14 protein-coding genes are annotated in these 14,972 nt (G+C 71.8%); 6 read left to right on the top strand and 8 right to left on the bottom strand.

What is annotated here, in order from left to right:
* Window positions 1-235 precede the first annotated feature (235 nt).
* A complete protein-coding gene (locus tag ACFRMN_RS00305) occupies window positions 236-610 on the top strand; it encodes a MerR family transcriptional regulator (RefSeq protein WP_383010935.1) in 375 nt (124 codons plus the stop codon).
* A gap of 47 nt (window positions 611-657) precedes the next feature.
* On the opposite strand, the gene ACFRMN_RS00300 is transcribed toward ACFRMN_RS00305, so the two are convergent.
* A complete protein-coding gene (locus ACFRMN_RS00300) occupies window positions 658-1,377 on the bottom strand; it encodes a TetR/AcrR family transcriptional regulator (protein WP_383010932.1) in 720 nt (239 codons plus the stop codon).
* Window positions 1,378-1,429: 52 nt separating this feature from the next.
* On the opposite strand from ACFRMN_RS00300, the gene ACFRMN_RS00295 reads away from it, so the two are divergent.
* Entirely contained in the window at window positions 1,430-1,744 is a 315-nt protein-coding gene (locus ACFRMN_RS00295) for a hypothetical protein (protein WP_383010930.1), read from the top strand.
* Between the two features lie 56 nt (window positions 1,745-1,800).
* On the opposite strand, the gene ACFRMN_RS00290 is transcribed toward ACFRMN_RS00295, so the two are convergent.
* A complete protein-coding gene (locus ACFRMN_RS00290) occupies window positions 1,801-3,969 on the bottom strand; it encodes a hypothetical protein (protein ID WP_383010927.1) in 2,169 nt (722 codons plus the stop codon).
* A gap of 171 nt (window positions 3,970-4,140) precedes the next feature.
* Between ACFRMN_RS00290 and ACFRMN_RS00285 the strand changes: the two genes are divergently transcribed.
* Complete coding sequence (locus tag ACFRMN_RS00285; protein WP_383010924.1) at window positions 4,141-4,587, top strand: hypothetical protein; 447 nt, start codon at window positions 4,141-4,143, stop codon at window positions 4,585-4,587.
* Window positions 4,588-4,724: 137 nt separating this feature from the next.
* Here ACFRMN_RS00285 and ACFRMN_RS00280 read toward each other — a convergent pair whose 3' ends face one another.
* The 3 genes from ACFRMN_RS00280 to ACFRMN_RS00270 form a co-directional block, all read right to left on the bottom strand.
* Window positions 4,725-6,305, bottom strand: coding sequence for a DUF1996 domain-containing protein (locus ACFRMN_RS00280; RefSeq protein ID WP_383010921.1), 1,581 nt, complete (start codon window positions 6,303-6,305; stop codon window positions 4,725-4,727).
* Between the two features lie 151 nt (window positions 6,306-6,456).
* Entirely contained in the window at window positions 6,457-7,107 is a 651-nt protein-coding gene (locus tag ACFRMN_RS00275) for a LuxR C-terminal-related transcriptional regulator (protein ID WP_383010918.1), read from the bottom strand.
* The gene (locus tag ACFRMN_RS00270; RefSeq protein ID WP_383010915.1) at window positions 7,092-8,357 is read right to left on the bottom strand and encodes a sensor histidine kinase; all 1,266 of its coding nucleotides are present in this window, start codon (window positions 8,355-8,357) and stop codon (window positions 7,092-7,094) included. The genes ACFRMN_RS00275 and ACFRMN_RS00270 overlap by 16 nt, the downstream gene beginning before the upstream one ends.
* Before the next feature lie 194 nt (window positions 8,358-8,551).
* Between ACFRMN_RS00270 and ACFRMN_RS00265 the strand changes: the two genes are divergently transcribed.
* Window positions 8,552-9,067 carry a DUF4259 domain-containing protein gene (locus ACFRMN_RS00265; RefSeq protein WP_383010912.1) on the top strand — a complete coding sequence of 172 codons (516 nt, stop codon included), beginning with the start codon at window positions 8,552-8,554 and terminating at the stop codon, window positions 9,065-9,067.
* Between the two features lie 31 nt (window positions 9,068-9,098).
* Here ACFRMN_RS00265 and ACFRMN_RS00260 read toward each other — a convergent pair whose 3' ends face one another.
* Window positions 9,099-10,166, bottom strand: a complete 1,068-nt coding sequence (locus ACFRMN_RS00260; RefSeq protein WP_383010909.1) for an NAD-dependent epimerase/dehydratase family protein — start codon at window positions 10,164-10,166, stop codon at window positions 9,099-9,101.
* Between the two features lie 190 nt (window positions 10,167-10,356).
* On the opposite strand from ACFRMN_RS00260, the gene ACFRMN_RS00255 reads away from it, so the two are divergent.
* Window positions 10,357-11,061: a hypothetical protein gene (locus ACFRMN_RS00255; protein WP_383010906.1), complete on the top strand. Its 705-nt coding sequence runs from the start codon at window positions 10,357-10,359 to the stop codon at window positions 11,059-11,061.
* A 75-nt stretch (window positions 11,062-11,136) separates the two neighbouring features.
* Window positions 11,137-12,660 (top strand): PepSY-associated TM helix domain-containing protein, encoded by a 1,524-nt coding sequence (locus ACFRMN_RS00250; RefSeq protein WP_383010903.1) that lies wholly within the window; start codon window positions 11,137-11,139, stop codon window positions 12,658-12,660.
* A 70-nt stretch (window positions 12,661-12,730) separates the two neighbouring features.
* Here the strand turns inward: ACFRMN_RS00250 and ACFRMN_RS00245 are convergent, their stop codons facing one another.
* Window positions 12,731-13,489, bottom strand: a complete 759-nt coding sequence (locus ACFRMN_RS00245; RefSeq protein WP_383010900.1) for a winged helix-turn-helix domain-containing protein — start codon at window positions 13,487-13,489, stop codon at window positions 12,731-12,733.
* 386 nt (window positions 13,490-13,875) lie between these two features.
* Window positions 13,876-14,895 (bottom strand): glutamine synthetase, encoded by a 1,020-nt coding sequence (gene glnII, locus ACFRMN_RS00240; protein WP_383010897.1) that lies wholly within the window; start codon window positions 14,893-14,895, stop codon window positions 13,876-13,878.
* Window positions 14,896-14,972: the final 77 nt, after the last annotated feature.

Genomic DNA, 14,972 nt, shown 5'->3' with positions numbered 1-14,972 from the left:
GTCGAGGAACGTCTCGCCGGTCCGGGGTCCAGGCGTGTTCCTCGACGCCGATCACCCGCCGGGTCGGTCCAGTGTCCTCACTCATGGACACTCCGTTCGTCGTTCAACTCATCCCGATACGGGATGCAACTGGACTGTTCGCCCACTGGTGGGCGCATGAGCTACCGTAAAACTTGACGTTGACGTAAAAGGCAAGTGCGTGTGAGCCACAACACATGAAGGAGAGGGGGCGGGAATGCGGATCGGGGAACTCGCCCGCCGCACGGGCGTCACCACCCGGGCCCTGCGGTACTACGAGGAACAGAGCCTGCTCACCGCCGAGCGCAGCGGCAGCGGCCAGCGCCACTACACGGAGAGCGCCGTCGACCGGATCCGCCTCATCCGCCAGCTGTACGCCGCCGGACTGAGCAGCAAGGCCATCGCCGAACTGACGCCCTGCGTCATCGACGGCAAGGCCACCCCCGAGCTCCTCCAGCGCCTGGCCGCGGAACGCGAGCACCTCGACCGGCGCATCGCAGACCTCGCCCACGCCCGCGACCGACTCAGCTCCGTCATCGACGGCGCCTCGTCCAGCATGCACACCGGTGCCCCCTGCCGGCGGGATGCGTGAGCAGCCCCTGAGTCGCGCGAGGAGCCCCGGCCGGACGGCCTCGTGGGCTACGCCTGAGTCCGCTGGGCGGGCGGCATTTCCGTACTCAGCATCGTGAGCCGGCCGAGCAGATCGCCGAACGCGCCGTCGGCCGGTTCGTCGGCGACGAGTCCCAGCAGGATCGTCGCCATCTCCTCGTCGTACGCGGCGCTCACGGCGGCCAGCGCGGCGAAGTCGTGCACCAGCTGCAACTCCAGCTCGCCGCGCGGGACGCGTCGCCCGTCCAGCCAGATCAGCGCCTTCGTCTCGGCCAGCGACACCCAGGACCGTACGACCAGTTCCAGCCGCGCGGGCGGGTCCCCGACCCCGAGATGGGCCAGGATCTGTTCGTACGCGGCCTGCCGCACCTCGTCGATCATCGCGTTGGCCGTCGAGGAGCCCACGGCGGGGCCGCCGCGCATCAGCGCGAAGAAACCGGCGCCGTGCTCGTCGACGAAGTCGAAGAAGCGCCCCATGACCCGGTGCAGCCGCGCCCCGAGGGGTCCTTCGCGCGGCTCCAGGAAGCGGGTCGCCAGATCGTCGGCGGCGCGCCGCACGGCGGCCTCGTACAGGCTCTGCTTGCCGGGGAAGTAGTGGTAGACGAGCGGACGGGAGATACCGGCGGCGGCCGCGATCTCGTCGATCGAGACATCCTCGGGAGAGCGGTGGCTGAACAGCTCCAGCGCCACGCCGATCAGCTGCTGTTTCCGCTCTTCCACGCCCATCCTGCGGCGCACCCCGGTCGTCATACGAACAGCCTAACGGGCGGTCTCCGATGGGTGTCCGTTACGCTCCCGGACCATGAGCGCATCTGACCAGGACGAGGCCATGGACACGCCGGTACCGGAGCCCTACGACGGCGGGTTGACCCCCAGTCAGGCGCGCGCGGTGCGGATCGCGTTGGCGTCGGTGCTGCTGGTCGGTCTCGCCGCTCTGCTGGCGGTCCGGCTCGCGGAACGGACCTCGGTCCTGGTGGTCGGGGTGTACGGGCTCGCGATGATCCTGTGCGGTGTGGTGATCGAACTGAGCCGCCACGGCCGTACGCGGCTGGGCACATGGCTGCTGGGCGCGGGTCTGGTGGCGGCGCTGGGGGCGGACTGGCTGCTGCTGCCCTGAGATTGGGGGCAGGGGGTTGTGGCCCGGGGGTGCGGGAGGCCGCGTCCGTGGGGCCGTCAGCGCAGCGCGTCCACCCGCGTCCCGTCCGGAGCCCTGCCGTACAGCTCCGCCCGCGCGCCCTCCTTCGCCCGTACCGCCAGCAGGTTCCCCGGCCCGCTGCCCCGCACGCCGCCCGACACCTCGACCGACTCCAGCCGGCCGCTCCCGGCGGCCAGCACGTACCACGTGCCGCCCCGTGACTTCCACAGCACGCCCGCCAGCACCCGCGACTCCCGTACCCCGCAGGCCGGTGAGTTCTCCGCCCGCGCCGCGACGGCCCCGGGCGCCGCGCTCTCCGACGGCGCCTGGAACTGCGCCAGCACCCGGCTGCCCGGGCCCCGCCAGGTCTCCGCGCGGGTACAGAACCAGGTCGCGGTGCCGTTGGACTCGGGCAGCGGCTGCCGCGCGTACGGCCAGGAGTTCACGGACCGTACGCCGTGGGAGCGCATCGCGGGCAGCAGACAGGCGGTCCTGGCCCAGGCGGCGCGGTCGGCCGGCGCCGACACGTCGCCGGGGTGCGACGGGGGCCCCGAGGTCAGCCGGGCGGGTGTCAGTTCGCCGAGGTCGGTGAGCAGCCGGTCCGTGGCGCCCGCGTCCGTGGCGCCCGCGTCCGTGGCGCGCGCGTCCGTCACGCTGTCGGGGCTGGCGCTGTCTGGGCTCGCGCCGTCGGGGCTCGCGCTGTCCGGGCTCGCGCTGTCGTCGCGCACGGAAAGCGTGTCCCAGGCGCGGCAGTCGCGGGCCATCGCCGGGCTCGCCATCGGATCGGTCACGCCGTCCGCGTCGCGCCGCAGAGGCCGCACGGGCCCCGCCGGGTCGAGCAGATCGCGTACCGACGTACCGCGCACCCAAGGCGCGGTCAGATAGCGCACATTGCCGTCCGAGCGGCCGACCACCAGCGCCCCCGCCGTGGCGGCGTCCGCGCCGTCGACCCGCGCGAAGTCGAGGGCGGCCACGCCCTCCCCGCCGGTCGCGGGCTCCGCGTAGCGCACGACCCGCAGGCCGTCGTGGAAGAGCACCACCCGCGCCGCGTCCACCTTTCCCGCGTACAGCAGCTGCGGCGACCCCAAGGGCGGGCCCGAGGGGGTGGCGGGCGTCGCCGACATCTGTACGGAGGCGCCGGGCGCGGCCCAGGCCGTCAACGCCCGGCGCAGCAGCGCGCGGTCCTCGGCCAGCGGCCCGCGCGCGGGCCAGACGGAGAAGTCCGTACGGGCGGAGTCCTGCCACGCGGCGGGCGCGATCCGGCGCACCCTCGCCGGGTCGAGGGCCGCCGCGACCGCCGCGCTCCCGCCGTACGGGGAATCCGCGTCGTCGTCCGCGCCCCGGCCGCCGCCCGGCAGGCCGAGGAGCGTCCCGCACACCACCAGGGCAGCGGCGGCGGCGAGCGCGGCCCTGCCGTACTGGCGGCGGCGCATCAGATCGGTGGGCCTGGCCTGGAGCGAGCAGGGGTCGAACTCGGGTGAGCGCAACAGCTCGACGGGGTCCGCCGTACCGATCCGCTGCCCGGCGGCGTCGGCCGCCTCGGTGAGCGCGGTCTCCGTGTCCTCGACCCCGGCCGCGTGGAGCAGCCGACGTACCTCCTCGTCGGTCAGCAGCTCCAGACCGCGCAGCACGAACGCCGCGCGAGCCGGTCCAGAGAGACCGGAGAGCCGCTGGTCCAGGGCGAGTTCATCGGCGCCGCCCGAGCGCGGGAACAGCCGCAGCCCCCAGATGCGCGGCAGCAGCGGCGGCAGTTGGGCGCGCCGTGGCCGGGCGAGCCGGCGCAACGGCCGCCCGGCGTCCAGCGCCTGGCGCAGCACGCGCCCCCGTACGTACGCGTACCCCGGATTCCGCCCCGCCCCGGTCGGGGTCCGGCCGATGGCCCCAACGGCCCCAACAGCCCCAACGGCCCCATTGGACCTAGTGGACCTAGTGGACCCTTCGGTCCCATCGGTCCCTTCGGCGCGGTTCTGCGCGGGGATCGCGGACCGCTCGGCCGGGGCCGCCGTACGCCCGCGCGGCAGCGAGCGCTGCACGAGCGCGTGCGCGGTCAGTACGCGCCGGTTGCGGCCGAGCGACGGCGGCAGCACGAGATAGGCGAGGCGTACGAGACGGGTGTAGTGCTCGACGAGAGCCGCCTCGGCCTGCTCGACGCCGAGGGCGGCGAGGGCGGAGAGAGGAGCCGCGCCGGACACGGACGCATCCGTCACGGACGCATCCGTCACGGACGTATCCGCGGGAACGGCTGCGGATGTGGCGGTCGAGGAGGTGTCGGCGCTGTCTGGGGGCACGTTGAGCAGAACGAGCGATTGGTCCGATGGTCACCCCGGAATCCGGCCGTTCCGCCGCGCGGCGACGGGGTGTCGGGGGACGATGGCCGCATGCGTACAGAACGATCCCTGGTGGTGCTCGCGGCCCTGGCCCTGGCGCTGACGGCGGGCTGCGGCGGCAACGACGAAAAGGCTCCCACGACGCCGGACACGGCGACGGGAAGCCTCGAACAGATCGCCTCGAAGGCGGAGTGCGAGCCGAACATCCAGACCGACGCCGACGAGTTGCGGCAGGGCAACTGCACGACGGACGACGGGAAGTACGTGCTGGTCACCTTCGCCACCGACCGCGGTCTGCGCGAGTGGATCAACGAGGCCAAGGACTACGGCGGTTCGTATCTCGTCGGCAGGAAATGGATCGCGGTCGGTGACCAGAAGGTGGTGACGGCGCTGCGCGGCCGGCTCGGCGGGACCGTGGAGGCCGGCTCGTCGCACCACTCGGGGGGAAGCGGTGGCGGTGGGGGAGACGAGGAGCACTCCGGTCACCGCACGGGCTGACCGCGCAGCGCGGATGTGGGGGGACGGGGTTGGTACGGGAGGCGGGGGATGGGAAGGCGAGGGGCGGGGGCGGGGGCCCCGGCCGGGGACGAGGCCGGGGCCCCCGCGTCCGGGTCAGCGGCCGGCGGGCCGTCGGCTCACCTGCACCTGCGTCCGCCGTTGACGCAGTTCACGACCTTCTTCATCAGGTTGTCGTCGAAGACGTTGATGAAGTCGCCGTGGTCGGTGACGGGCTTGTGCAGCTGCTCCGGGAAGGAGTCCACGGCGAAGCCGGGCCCCGGCGGTACGTCGTACACCACGCGCTGCTGGAGCTGCGGGATCGCCTTGAAACCGTTCTGGCAGCGGCCGTTCCGATCGGCGAACGCCACATGGGTGCGGTGGTTGGCGCTGTCCGCGTTCTGGCCGTCCCAGCAACTCTGGAACTTGAACGTGCGGACCACCTGGCTGCCCTCGGGGCAGATCGGGTATTTGTCCTTGAGCTGACGGTTCTCGAATCCGGTGCAGCTCCATGAGGCATTCGCGTTGGCGTCACCATTGGTGAATGCCTTGGCGTCACCGGTGATGATCCGCAGGAACCGCGGCATGGCGGTGACCTTGGACTTCGGGCTGCCGGCGAATGTCAGGGTCACCTGGGACGGCGTCTGGATCTCGCCGACATTTCCTTCCTTGCCGCCGCCGTCCACATTGGCGTCGGCCTCTTCCTGGCCGTTCTGGAGGCGCAGCACCGGCCAGTAATAAGTGGACTTGTCGCCCTGATTACGGCAGCTGGTCTCACCGGCCGCGAGAGAGTCGTCGGTCGCGAACGCGTCATTGGCCTGGTTGCCGACATAGTCGTGCATATGGTGAGCGCCATTGCTCACACCTGGGGCGACGATGACATTGTCCGAATTGAACTTTCCGGCCTCGTTGACCCCGCAGTCGGTGGTGAAGGTTCCCTTCGAGCCGCCGCGGGCGGTCCTGGCCTTTTGGACATTGGGCCGGACGGTGGTGATGTCGACGAAGTCGGAGGCCTCGGGGCCGTTGCCGGCCTGGCCGCCGCCGCTCTGGCCGCCGTCCTGACCACCGCCGTCCTGCCCGCCGTCCTGACCACCGTTCTGGCCGCCGCCGTCCTGACCGCCATTCTGCCCGTCGCCCTGGCCGCCGTTCTGGCCCTGCTGGCCACCGTTCTGGCCGTCACCCTGACCACCGTTCTGGCCGCCGTTCTGCCCGCCGTTCTGGCCCTGGCCGCCCTGAGCGGGGGAGGTGCCGGCCCGCAAGGTGCAGGGCGCGAGACCCTCCAGTCCCTGCGGCCGCTCCGCGACCCTGCCGATCGAGAGGGCGATCCGCTCAAGAGTGGCCGCCCGTTTGTCCTTCAGCGGATTGAGAACGGCATTGTCGGCGAATCGCGGATCCCGCTCGATCTGGGCCTTCTCATCGGCGAACCGTTTGTACGCCTCGGTGATCTGGCTGTCGATGAGGGCGAGATTCCGGTCGACCTCGGAACGCGCCGCGTCCGGCACATTCGCCAACTGGCTTTGGGTCGCCACATCCGGGCAGTCGATGGTCGACATCGACTGCGCGGCATTCTGGCTCCTGGGGGCGGACCGGTTGGAGTCGCCCTCACCCGCGGATGCGTAGACATTGACCGCTACCAGCCCACCCCCGCCCAGGAGCAAGGCAGCCGAGGCGACAATCGCCCGGTTTGCCAGTGTGGAGCGTTTTCTCGATGTGCGTGGCATGGAACTCCTCAAGCTTCGTCGCCGGTTACGGGAAAGCGCGGCAGGGGAGAAGCGAAGCGCTCCGTTCCATACGGACCTCGGCTACGGGGTGTTCAGCCGCCGGGGGAATTCATAGAAATCTCCAGCACCAAACCGGGCGGATGCCCCCCAATCACCTGCCGCGGTCCAGATAGGCGAGAACCGCCAGCACCCGGCGGTTGTCGTCGTCCGACACCGGCAGATCCAGCTTGGCGAAGATGTTCGAGGTGTGCTTGGCCACCGCCCGCTCCGTGACGAAGAGTTGGGCGGCGATGGCGGCGTTCGAGCGGCCCTGCGCCACCAGCTCCATCACCTCGCGCTCGCGCGGGGTCAGCCCGCCGATCGGCTTGTCCCGCGCCCGCCGGGAGAGCAGCTGCGAGATCACCTGCGGATCCATCGCCGTACCGCCCGCCGCGACCCGGCGTACGGCGTCGATGAACTGGTCCGCGTCGAAGACCCTGTCCTTCAGCAGATAGCCGATGCCGCCGTCGCCGTCCGCCAGCAGCTCGCGCGCGTACAACTGCTCGACATGCTGCGACAGTACGAGGACCGGCAGACCGGGCCGGGCGCGGCGCGCCGCGAGCGCGCACTGAAGGCCCTCGTCCGTGTGGGACGGCGGAAGCCGGACGTCGACCACGGCGACATCCGGCTCAAGTTCCGCCAGGGCCCTGGTCAGTTCGGGCCCGCTCTCCACCGCCGCCAGGATCTCGAAGTCGTACGCCTCCAGCATCCGGACCAGACCGTCGCGCAGCAGGAAGAGATCTTCGGCTAGGACAACTCGCAAGGGATCTCCATGGTGACCATGGTGGGACCGCCCGCTGGACTGCTGACGGCCAGGACGCCGTCGAATGTACCGAGTCGGCGTTCGAGCCCGCTCAGCCCAGAGCCGGCTCCGACCGCCGCGCCCCCGCCGCCGTTGTCCGTGACGGCGATCCGCAGCATTCCCCCGGTGTGCGAGATGTCGACCCACACCCGGTCGGCGCCCGCGTGCTTGACCACATTGGTCAGCGCCTCGCTCACCGCGAAGTACGCCGCCGACTCGACCGGGGCGTTGGCGCGGCCCGTCAGCTCCACCTGTATCTCCGTCTCCACCGGCAGCCGCAGCGCCAGCGCCTTCACGGCGTCCCCGAGACCGCGCTCGGCCAGTACGGGCGGATGGATACCCCGTACGAGATCGCGCAGTTCGGTCAGCGCCTCGGCGGAGGACTGCCGGGCCTTGCCGATCAGCGCCTTGGCCTTGGCCGGGTCCTTCTCGATGAGCGCTTCGACGGTGCCCAGGTCCATACCCACGGCGACCAGCCTGGCCTGCGCCCCGTCATGCAGATCGCGCTCTATACGGCGCAGTTCGGCGGCCGAGGTGTCCACGGCGTCGTGCCGGGACTCGGTGAGCCGCTCGATCCGCAGCGCCATCTCCTGGTCACTGCCGGGTGCGAGCAGCGCCTTGGCCAGCAGGAAATGGCCGCGCAGCAGGTCCGCGTCGTAGCGCAGTCCGAGTCCGAGCAGGACCGCCCCGAGACCCGCCGCGGCGAGCCCGGTCGCCTGGCTGCTGACCGGGACGAACCCGTACCAGTACCGGTCGTCGGTGAACACCCGCCACAGGCCCGCGGCGAGTACGAACCCCTCCAGCGCGTAGACGAGCAGACCCCAGGACAGCACGGCGGTGATGAAGCCCGCCGTCATGTCGACCAGTAGCCACTGGAGATCGCGCCAGGTGGCCGGGTCCTTCAGCATCAGCGAGCAGCGCTCCACCCGGCCGGTGACGCCGGTGCGCGCGTCCGGCGGGAAGGGGCGGTACGGGACCGGGATCCGTACGCCCGACCACCGCGAGGCCAGCAGCCGGCGCTGATTGGCATGCGCCCTGACCATCGTCAGTACCCAGGGCGTGGTGAAGACCCCGAAGCCCAGCAGGATGAAGACGAGGGAGAGCACCGACAGCACGAAGAGCGTGATCGATCCGGCGAGCGAGACGACCGACAGCATCAGTCCCCGCCCGGCGGACACCAGCGGGCCCGGCTTCCTCGTACCGCTGTCCATGGCGTTCTTCTCTCCTTCGCGGCCCGACGGCCAGACGGCCCCCCGGCGGTCCGACCGCCGGACCTGGCACCCAGTCTGACCCGCGAGGTTCCGCGGCGGCAGCCGGTCGGCCCCCGGTGCGGGGTGGTGCTGGGTACACCCCGGACGGGCACCGGGCATTGTCAGTGGTACCTGGCACGATCGGTGCAACGGGGATGAGCGGGATATGGAACGACCAGGGGGAGACCATGGGCACGTGGGACACCGGCCACTTCGACAACGACGCCGCGGTGGACTTCTCGGCCGACCTGGACGAAGTGACCGTCGAGGGGCGTACGGAGATCGTGCGGGCGGCGCTGCTGCGCGCGGTCGGCGGGGATGGTGGGGTCGGCGGGGTTGGCGGGAACGGCGGGAACGGCGGGGACGGTGCGGGCGGTTGGCTGGACGGTGATGTGGGGGCGGTCGCCGTCGCCGCGGCCGCGCTGGTCGCCGCGCAGTGCCCCGGCGGGCCGCCGGTGGAGTCGATCTATGGCCCTGAGGAGCCGCTGCCCCGGCTTCCCGAGGAGCTGCGGGAGCTCGCGGTCCTGGCCCTGGACCGGGTGAGCGTGGCCGGGTCCGAAGTGCGCGACCGCTGGGTCAAGGCGGACGGCGAGGACGGCGCGTGGCACCACGGAGTCGCCGAGCTGCGGGGCGCGTTGACGGCGGCGATAGCCGGACGGAGGAAGGAGTAGCGGGCCCGACGAACGGGACGACGGACAGCCCTTAGTCCACGCCCTGTTGGGCCAGAACCCTGGCCTCCAGCTCCGGTGCCAGGCCCACCGGCGGGCGGTCCGGCCGCTGGGGGGCCCGGCCGCCGATCGAGCCGAGCCAGGACCAGGTGTCCGCCACCGTCTCGGCCACCGGGCGGCAGCGCAGGCCCGTGGCAAGCGCCTTGGAGACATCGCTGCCGTGCATGGTGTCGTGCATCTCGCCCGGCGGGATCCAGACCGGCAGGTCGGTCCAGGGCTCGATCCCGGCGGCGAGGATCGTCCCGGGGTCCGTCCAGCGCAGTTCGGCGTCGGACCCGGTGACACGTACGCAGGCGTCAAGCAGCTCACCCATGCTGGTGTGCCCGGCCGGGCTCACCAGGTTGTACGGGCCGCCCAGGCCGTCCCGTACGGCGTCCAGGGTCCATTCGGCGAGGTCACGCGCGTCGATGTACTGCAAGGGGTTGTCGCGCGGCCCCGGCGCCAGTACGGGTCCGCCCCGGGCGATCCGCCCCAGCCACCACGGCAGCCGGCCGATGTTCTCCCCGGGCCCGAGGATCAGCCCGGCACGGACCAGCAGCGCCCGGTCGCCGAAGACCGCCTCGGCGGCCAGCTCGCCGCCGCGCTTGTCCTGGGGGTACGCGGTCTGCCCGGCGGCCGCGGAGGCGCCTTCCACCAGGGGGCCGTCCTCCGGAAGTCCGGCGGGGGCGGGGTTCGCGTACACCGAGCGGCTGGAGACGTACGCGTACCGTCCGACGCGGCCGGCCAGCAGCCGGGCGGTGGAGAGCACCGCCGACGGCGCGGCCGACCAGGTGTCGACGACCGCGTCCCAGGCATCGGCTCCGTCCGAGAGATCCGAGAGATCCGAGAGGTCCGGGAGGTTCGAGAGGTTCGAGAGGTTCGGGAGGTTCGAGAGGGCCGCGAGGCCGCCGGGGGCGGTGCGGTCGCCGCGCAGGGTGGTCACACCGGCGGGCGCCTCGTGATGGCCGCGGTGGAAGACGGTCACCCGCCAACCGCGCGCGAGCGCCGCCTCCGTGACCGCGCGGCCGACGAATTCCGTACCACCGAGGATGAGGAGTCTCATGGCACCGACTGTGCCGCCGTGCCCGCTTCGGGGCCAGCCGAATTCGCTGCCAGAAGAATCATGGATCTCCTGGATCTGCCGTACGCACCCAAGTGGATGGCAGCATGTGCTCACCATGACAGACGCCAGGTCACCGATACGCGCCCTGAGGGCCGCCGCTTTCGCTGCGGTATGCGTGACTTTGGCGGCGGTGGGGCATTCGTTCACATCCGGGCATGAGATCCCGCTCGGTGCGCTGTGGACGGCGTTCGGAGTGACCGCCGGCGCGGCCTGGCTCGCGGGCGGCCGGCGGCGCGGGTTCCGCGCGATCGGGGCCGGGCTGCTCACCGTCCAGGGCGCACTGCACCTGATCTTCGCCGGAGCGCTGCCGTTCGGCGGCGCGGTGTCGCCGGGCCACACAACCCATGGAACCGACGGCGCGACCGGCGCCACCGCCACCGCCACCGGTACGGGCATCGGCACCGGTACGGGCATGGAGACGGGAGTCGGCGCGGGCGCGCCCATGGGAGAGCACTCCGGGACCGGCGTCCTCCCCATCGACACCGGTATCCCCTTCGGCCTGGACGGTCCGGCGGGGATGATCGCCGCCCATCTCCTCGCCGCGGCCGTCTGCGCGCTCTGGCTGGCCCAGGGCGAGGCCGCGCTCTTCCGGCTCGCGACCTCCCTCGGCGCCCTGGCCCTCTCCCCGCTCCGGCTGCTGCTGACCTCGGCCCGGCTGCCCGTCGCGGCGCTGCCGGAAGGGGCGGTACGGCCCGCCGCCGACGCCCCCGCGGCGCACCGCTTCCGGGGCGTCGTACTCGCGCACACCTTGTCGCGGCGGGGCCCGCCCGCGCGCCGTACCTCTCGCGCCACGGCCCCGGCAACGGCCCTCATCACCACCACTGTCCGACCTTAGGCAAGGCAGGCAGGCAGGTAGGCGGGCGGGCCCGGGGTCCGCTTTCCCATGCCCACGCCAACACCTAGGACAGTCATGGCCATTGACGACCCCGTACAGGGGCCCGAGACCGACGACCGGCCGGCCGCCCCGCCCGGCGAAGCCCCGGAGACCGCGACAGACGCCGAAACCGGCAACAGCGCCGGCACCCCCTCCGTCTGGAGTTCCCTGCGGCCCCTCGTGCTGCGGCTCCACTTCTACGCCGGCCTGCTCATCGCCCCGTTGCTGCTGATCGCCGCCACCAGCGGATTCCTCTACGCGCTCTCCTTCCAGGCGGAGAAGGTCCTCTACCGCCACGAGCTGCGGGTCCCGGTCGGCGACCGCACCCTTCCGCTCTCCGAACAGCTCGATGCCGCCCGCGCCGCCCGCCCGGACGGCACGGTCACCTCCGTACGCCTGCCGTCCGAGGACGGCGCGACCACCCAGGTCCTGATGAGCACGCCCGACGCCGAGGAGAGCAAGTCCCTCGCAGTCTTCGTGAATCCGTACACCGCGGAGGTACGGGGAGAGCTGACCAGTTACGGCAGTTCGGGCGCCCTCCCGCTGCGCACCTGGATATCCGAGCTGCACCGCCATCTGCACCTCGGCGAGCCGGGGCGCGTCTACAGCGAGCTCGCCGCCAGCTGGCTGTGGGTGGTGGCCCTCGGCGGCGTACTGCTCTGGCTCGCCCGCAAACGCACCTCGAAGCGCGCGCTGCTCACCCCCGAGCGCGGGGCCACGGGCCGGCGCAGAACGCTCTCCCTGCACGGGTCACTCGGACTGTGGGCCGTGACCGGGCTGGTGATGCTCTCCGCCACGGGGCTCACCTGGTCGAAGTACGCGGGCGAGCACATCGGTTCGGTCAAGGACCAGCTGGGCGGCGGCACTCCCGTCGTCTCCGCCGCGCTCGAAGGGGGCACCGGCGGAGCGGGCGGCGGCGGTCACGAGGGCCATGAGTCGATGCCCGGTATGGAGAACATGCCGGGGATGGAGGGCATGAGCGGTGGGGACGTCGGTATCGATCTGGCGGTCGTCGCCGCCCGTCAGGCCGGTCTCGACGGACCGGTCTCGGTGACCCTGCCGACGGAGGGCACCGGCTATGTGGTCGCGCAGACCGACACCCAGTTCCCGGTACGGCTCGACTCGGTCGCCATCGACCCCGCCAACGGCATGGTCATGGACGAACTGCGGTTCGCCGACTACCCGTTGCTCGCCCAGCTCACCCGCTTCGGCATCGACGCCCATATGGGCGTCTTCCTCGGGGTCGTCAACCAACTGGCACTCGCGGTGCTCGCCCTCTCGCTGATCCTGATCATCTGCTGGGGCTACCGGATGTGGTGGCTGCGCCGACCCACCAAGGACCGGAAGCTGAGCGCGGGCAGGGCCATACCGCGCGGTGCCTGGCGCAAGGTGCCCGTGACCGTGCTGCTGCCACTCGCGGCGGCCGTGGCGCTGATCGGCTGGTTCCTGCCGCTGCTGGGCATCAGCCTGCTGGTCTTCCTGGCGCTGGACGGCCTGCTCGCCCTGCGGGCCCGCGCTCGCGCCCGTACAGACGGTACGGCCCGTACGGCCCGTACCTGACGGGTTCGCGGGGAGCCCCTGCCGACCGCCGGCTCGGCGGGGCTCGGCGGGGCTCCCCGTATCGCTCCTGTCAGGGCGTGTACTTGTACCCGACCCGCCGTACCGTCTGGATGCTGTGGCGGTGGGCGGTCCCCAGCTTGCGGCGCAGCCGTGCCACATGGACATCGACGGTGCGCCCGTCGCCCACATGCCCGTAGCCCCAGACCGTGGTCACCAACTGGTCGCGGGTGTGCACCCGGTGGGGATGGGCCACCAGATGCGCGAGCAGTTCGAATTCGAGATACGTGAGGTCCAGCTGCTGTCCGTCCACGACGGCGGTCCGCTGGACGCTGTCGATCGACACGGGCCCGCTGTCGGCATCCAGGGACCCGGACCCGGAACCGGACCCGAAGGCCCCGGACCCGAAGGACCCGGTGGACCCGGGCCCGGCGCCGCTGCCCGCGGTCTCCGCGGTGGTGAGGGGCGGCGCCGAGGCCGCCGCCAGTACCGCCGCGTGCTGATCGGCCGGTACGAGGACGAGATAGCCGACCATCGGCGGATGTCCCGGCAGCGAGGGCAGGGTGTGCTGGGGCGCGGGCAGCCAGGTCGCGCCGGGCGGCAGGAAGTCCACGACCTGCCCTGCGGTCACCCCCGCCGGGAGCGCCGGGAGCGCCGGGAGAGTCGGGAGGGCCTGGCGGGTGACCGGGGCGGTCTCGTCGCGGTCGACGGCCCGGAGCCGGTGCCGGCCCGGCGCGGGCTGCTTCTGGTTCAGTGCGGCCGCGGTGGCGGTGGCGGACGCGGTGGCGCTCGCCGACGCGGACGCGGAGGAGAGGGGGCGGGGATTCGCCATGGGAGGTCAGCTCTTTCGCGCGGAGGAGTCGTCGAATCGACGGGACGGACGGGATGTACGTCATGCGCGTCGGCCGAAGGCCGGAAAGAAGGCTTTAGAGGGCCGACGCGTTCCACGCGCGGCAACACACCCGGTCGAAGTCGTGATGCTGCCGGGACGGCCAGAACGGCTCAAGGTCGGAGCGACCTGTCGCGGGGTGCTGGAAGCTGGCCATGCCTCCATTGAAGCAGATACCGGAAGGGCGCAGCAGGTCCCTTTCGGCTGTCGATACGGCGCGGTCCCGTGACAGCCGACACACCGCGCGGCGGGAAACGCGACGAGGGGGCGGCCCCCGTACGGCGGCCGCCCCCTCGGGGAGCGCGATGAGCTGAGTACGACCCGACGGGTCAGACCTGGCCGGCCTTCTCCAGCGCGGTGCAGCAGGTGTCGACGATCAGCCGCGTCACCACGTACGGGTCGACGTTGGCGTTCGGGCGGCGGTCCTCGATGTACCCCTTGCCCTCCTGCTCGACCTGCCACGGGATACGGACCGAGGCGCCGCGGTCGGAGACGCCGTAGCTGTACTCGTTCCACGGGGCGGTCTCGTGCAGCCCGGTCAGCCGGTCGTCGATGCCCGCGCCGTAGTTCTTGACGTGGTCGAGCGGCTTCGAGCCCTCGCCCAGCGACTCGCACGCGGTGATGATCGCGTCGTACCCCTCGCGCATCGCCTTGGTCGAGAAGTTGGTGTGCGCGCCCGCGCCGTTCCAGTCGCCCTTCACCGGCTTGGGGTCGAGCGTCGCGGAGACGTCGAAGTCCTCGGCGGTGCGGTAGAGCAGCCAGCGGGCGATCCACAGCTGGTCCGCCACCTCCAGCGGAGCCAGCGGGCCGACCTGGAACTCCCACTGTCCCGGCATGACCTCGGCGTTGATGCCGGAGATGCCAAGACCCGCCTTGAGGCAGTTGTCGAGGTGCGCCTCGACGATGTCACGGCCGAAGATCTCGTCCGCGCCGACACCGCAGTAGTAGCCGCCCTGAGCGGCCGGGAAGCCGCCCTCGGGGAAGCCCAGCGGACGGGCGCCCTTGAAGAAGGTGTACTCCTGCTCGATGCCGAAGACCGGCTCCTGGCCCGCGAACCTCTCCGCGACGTCGGTCAGCGCCGCACGCGTGTTGGACTCGTGCGGCGTCATGTCGATGTTCAGGACCTCGCACATGACGAGGACGTCGTCGCCACCCCGGATCGGGTCGGGGCAGGAGAAGACCGGCTTGAGCACCCGGTCGGAGGCGTGACCCTCGGCCTGGTTGGTGCTCGACCCGTCGAAGCCCCAGACGGGCAGCTCCGCGCCATCGTTGAGGATCTTCGTCTTCGAGCGCAGCTTGGCGGTCGGCTCGGTGCCGTCGATCCAGATGTACTCAGCCTTGAAGGTCACGGGCCTCATCCTTTGCGGGTGCAGCAGGTATGCCCCGAAGCTTCGCAATCTGTGATTTCCCGGTTGTTGCCCTGCTG

It is taken from the genome of Streptomyces sp. NPDC056835 (assembly GCF_042789485.1).
In the GTDB taxonomy this organism is placed as follows: Bacteria; Actinomycetota; Actinomycetes; order Streptomycetales; family Streptomycetaceae; genus Streptomyces.
The sequence above is the reverse complement of the archived record's forward strand: the minus strand, read 5'-3'. Positions and strand labels throughout refer to the sequence as shown.

Bases quoted from the DNA above. Each gene is read 5' to 3' on its own strand.
- ACFRMN_RS00305 (WP_383010935.1), top strand. From the start codon at position 236: ATGCGGATCGGGGAACTCGCCCGCCGCACGGGCGTCACCACCCGGGCC.
- ACFRMN_RS00300 (WP_383010932.1), bottom strand. From the start codon at position 1,377: ATGACGACCGGGGTGCGCCGCAGGATGGGCGTGGAAGAGCGGAAACAG.
- ACFRMN_RS00295 (WP_383010930.1), top strand. From the start codon at position 1,430: ATGAGCGCATCTGACCAGGACGAGGCCATGGACACGCCGGTACCGGAG.
- ACFRMN_RS00285 (WP_383010924.1), top strand. From the start codon at position 4,141: ATGCGTACAGAACGATCCCTGGTGGTGCTCGCGGCCCTGGCCCTGGCG.
- ACFRMN_RS00280 (WP_383010921.1), bottom strand. From the start codon at position 6,305: ATGCCACGCACATCGAGAAAACGCTCCACACTGGCAAACCGGGCGATT.
- ACFRMN_RS00270 (WP_383010915.1), bottom strand. From the start codon at position 8,357: ATGGACAGCGGTACGAGGAAGCCGGGCCCGCTGGTGTCCGCCGGGCGG.
- ACFRMN_RS00265 (WP_383010912.1), top strand. From the start codon at position 8,552: ATGAGCGGGATATGGAACGACCAGGGGGAGACCATGGGCACGTGGGAC.
- ACFRMN_RS00260 (WP_383010909.1), bottom strand. From the start codon at position 10,166: ATGAGACTCCTCATCCTCGGTGGTACGGAATTCGTCGGCCGCGCGGTC.
- ACFRMN_RS00250 (WP_383010903.1), top strand. From the start codon at position 11,137: ATGGCCATTGACGACCCCGTACAGGGGCCCGAGACCGACGACCGGCCG.
- ACFRMN_RS00245 (WP_383010900.1), bottom strand. From the start codon at position 13,489: ATGGCGAATCCCCGCCCCCTCTCCTCCGCGTCCGCGTCGGCGAGCGCC.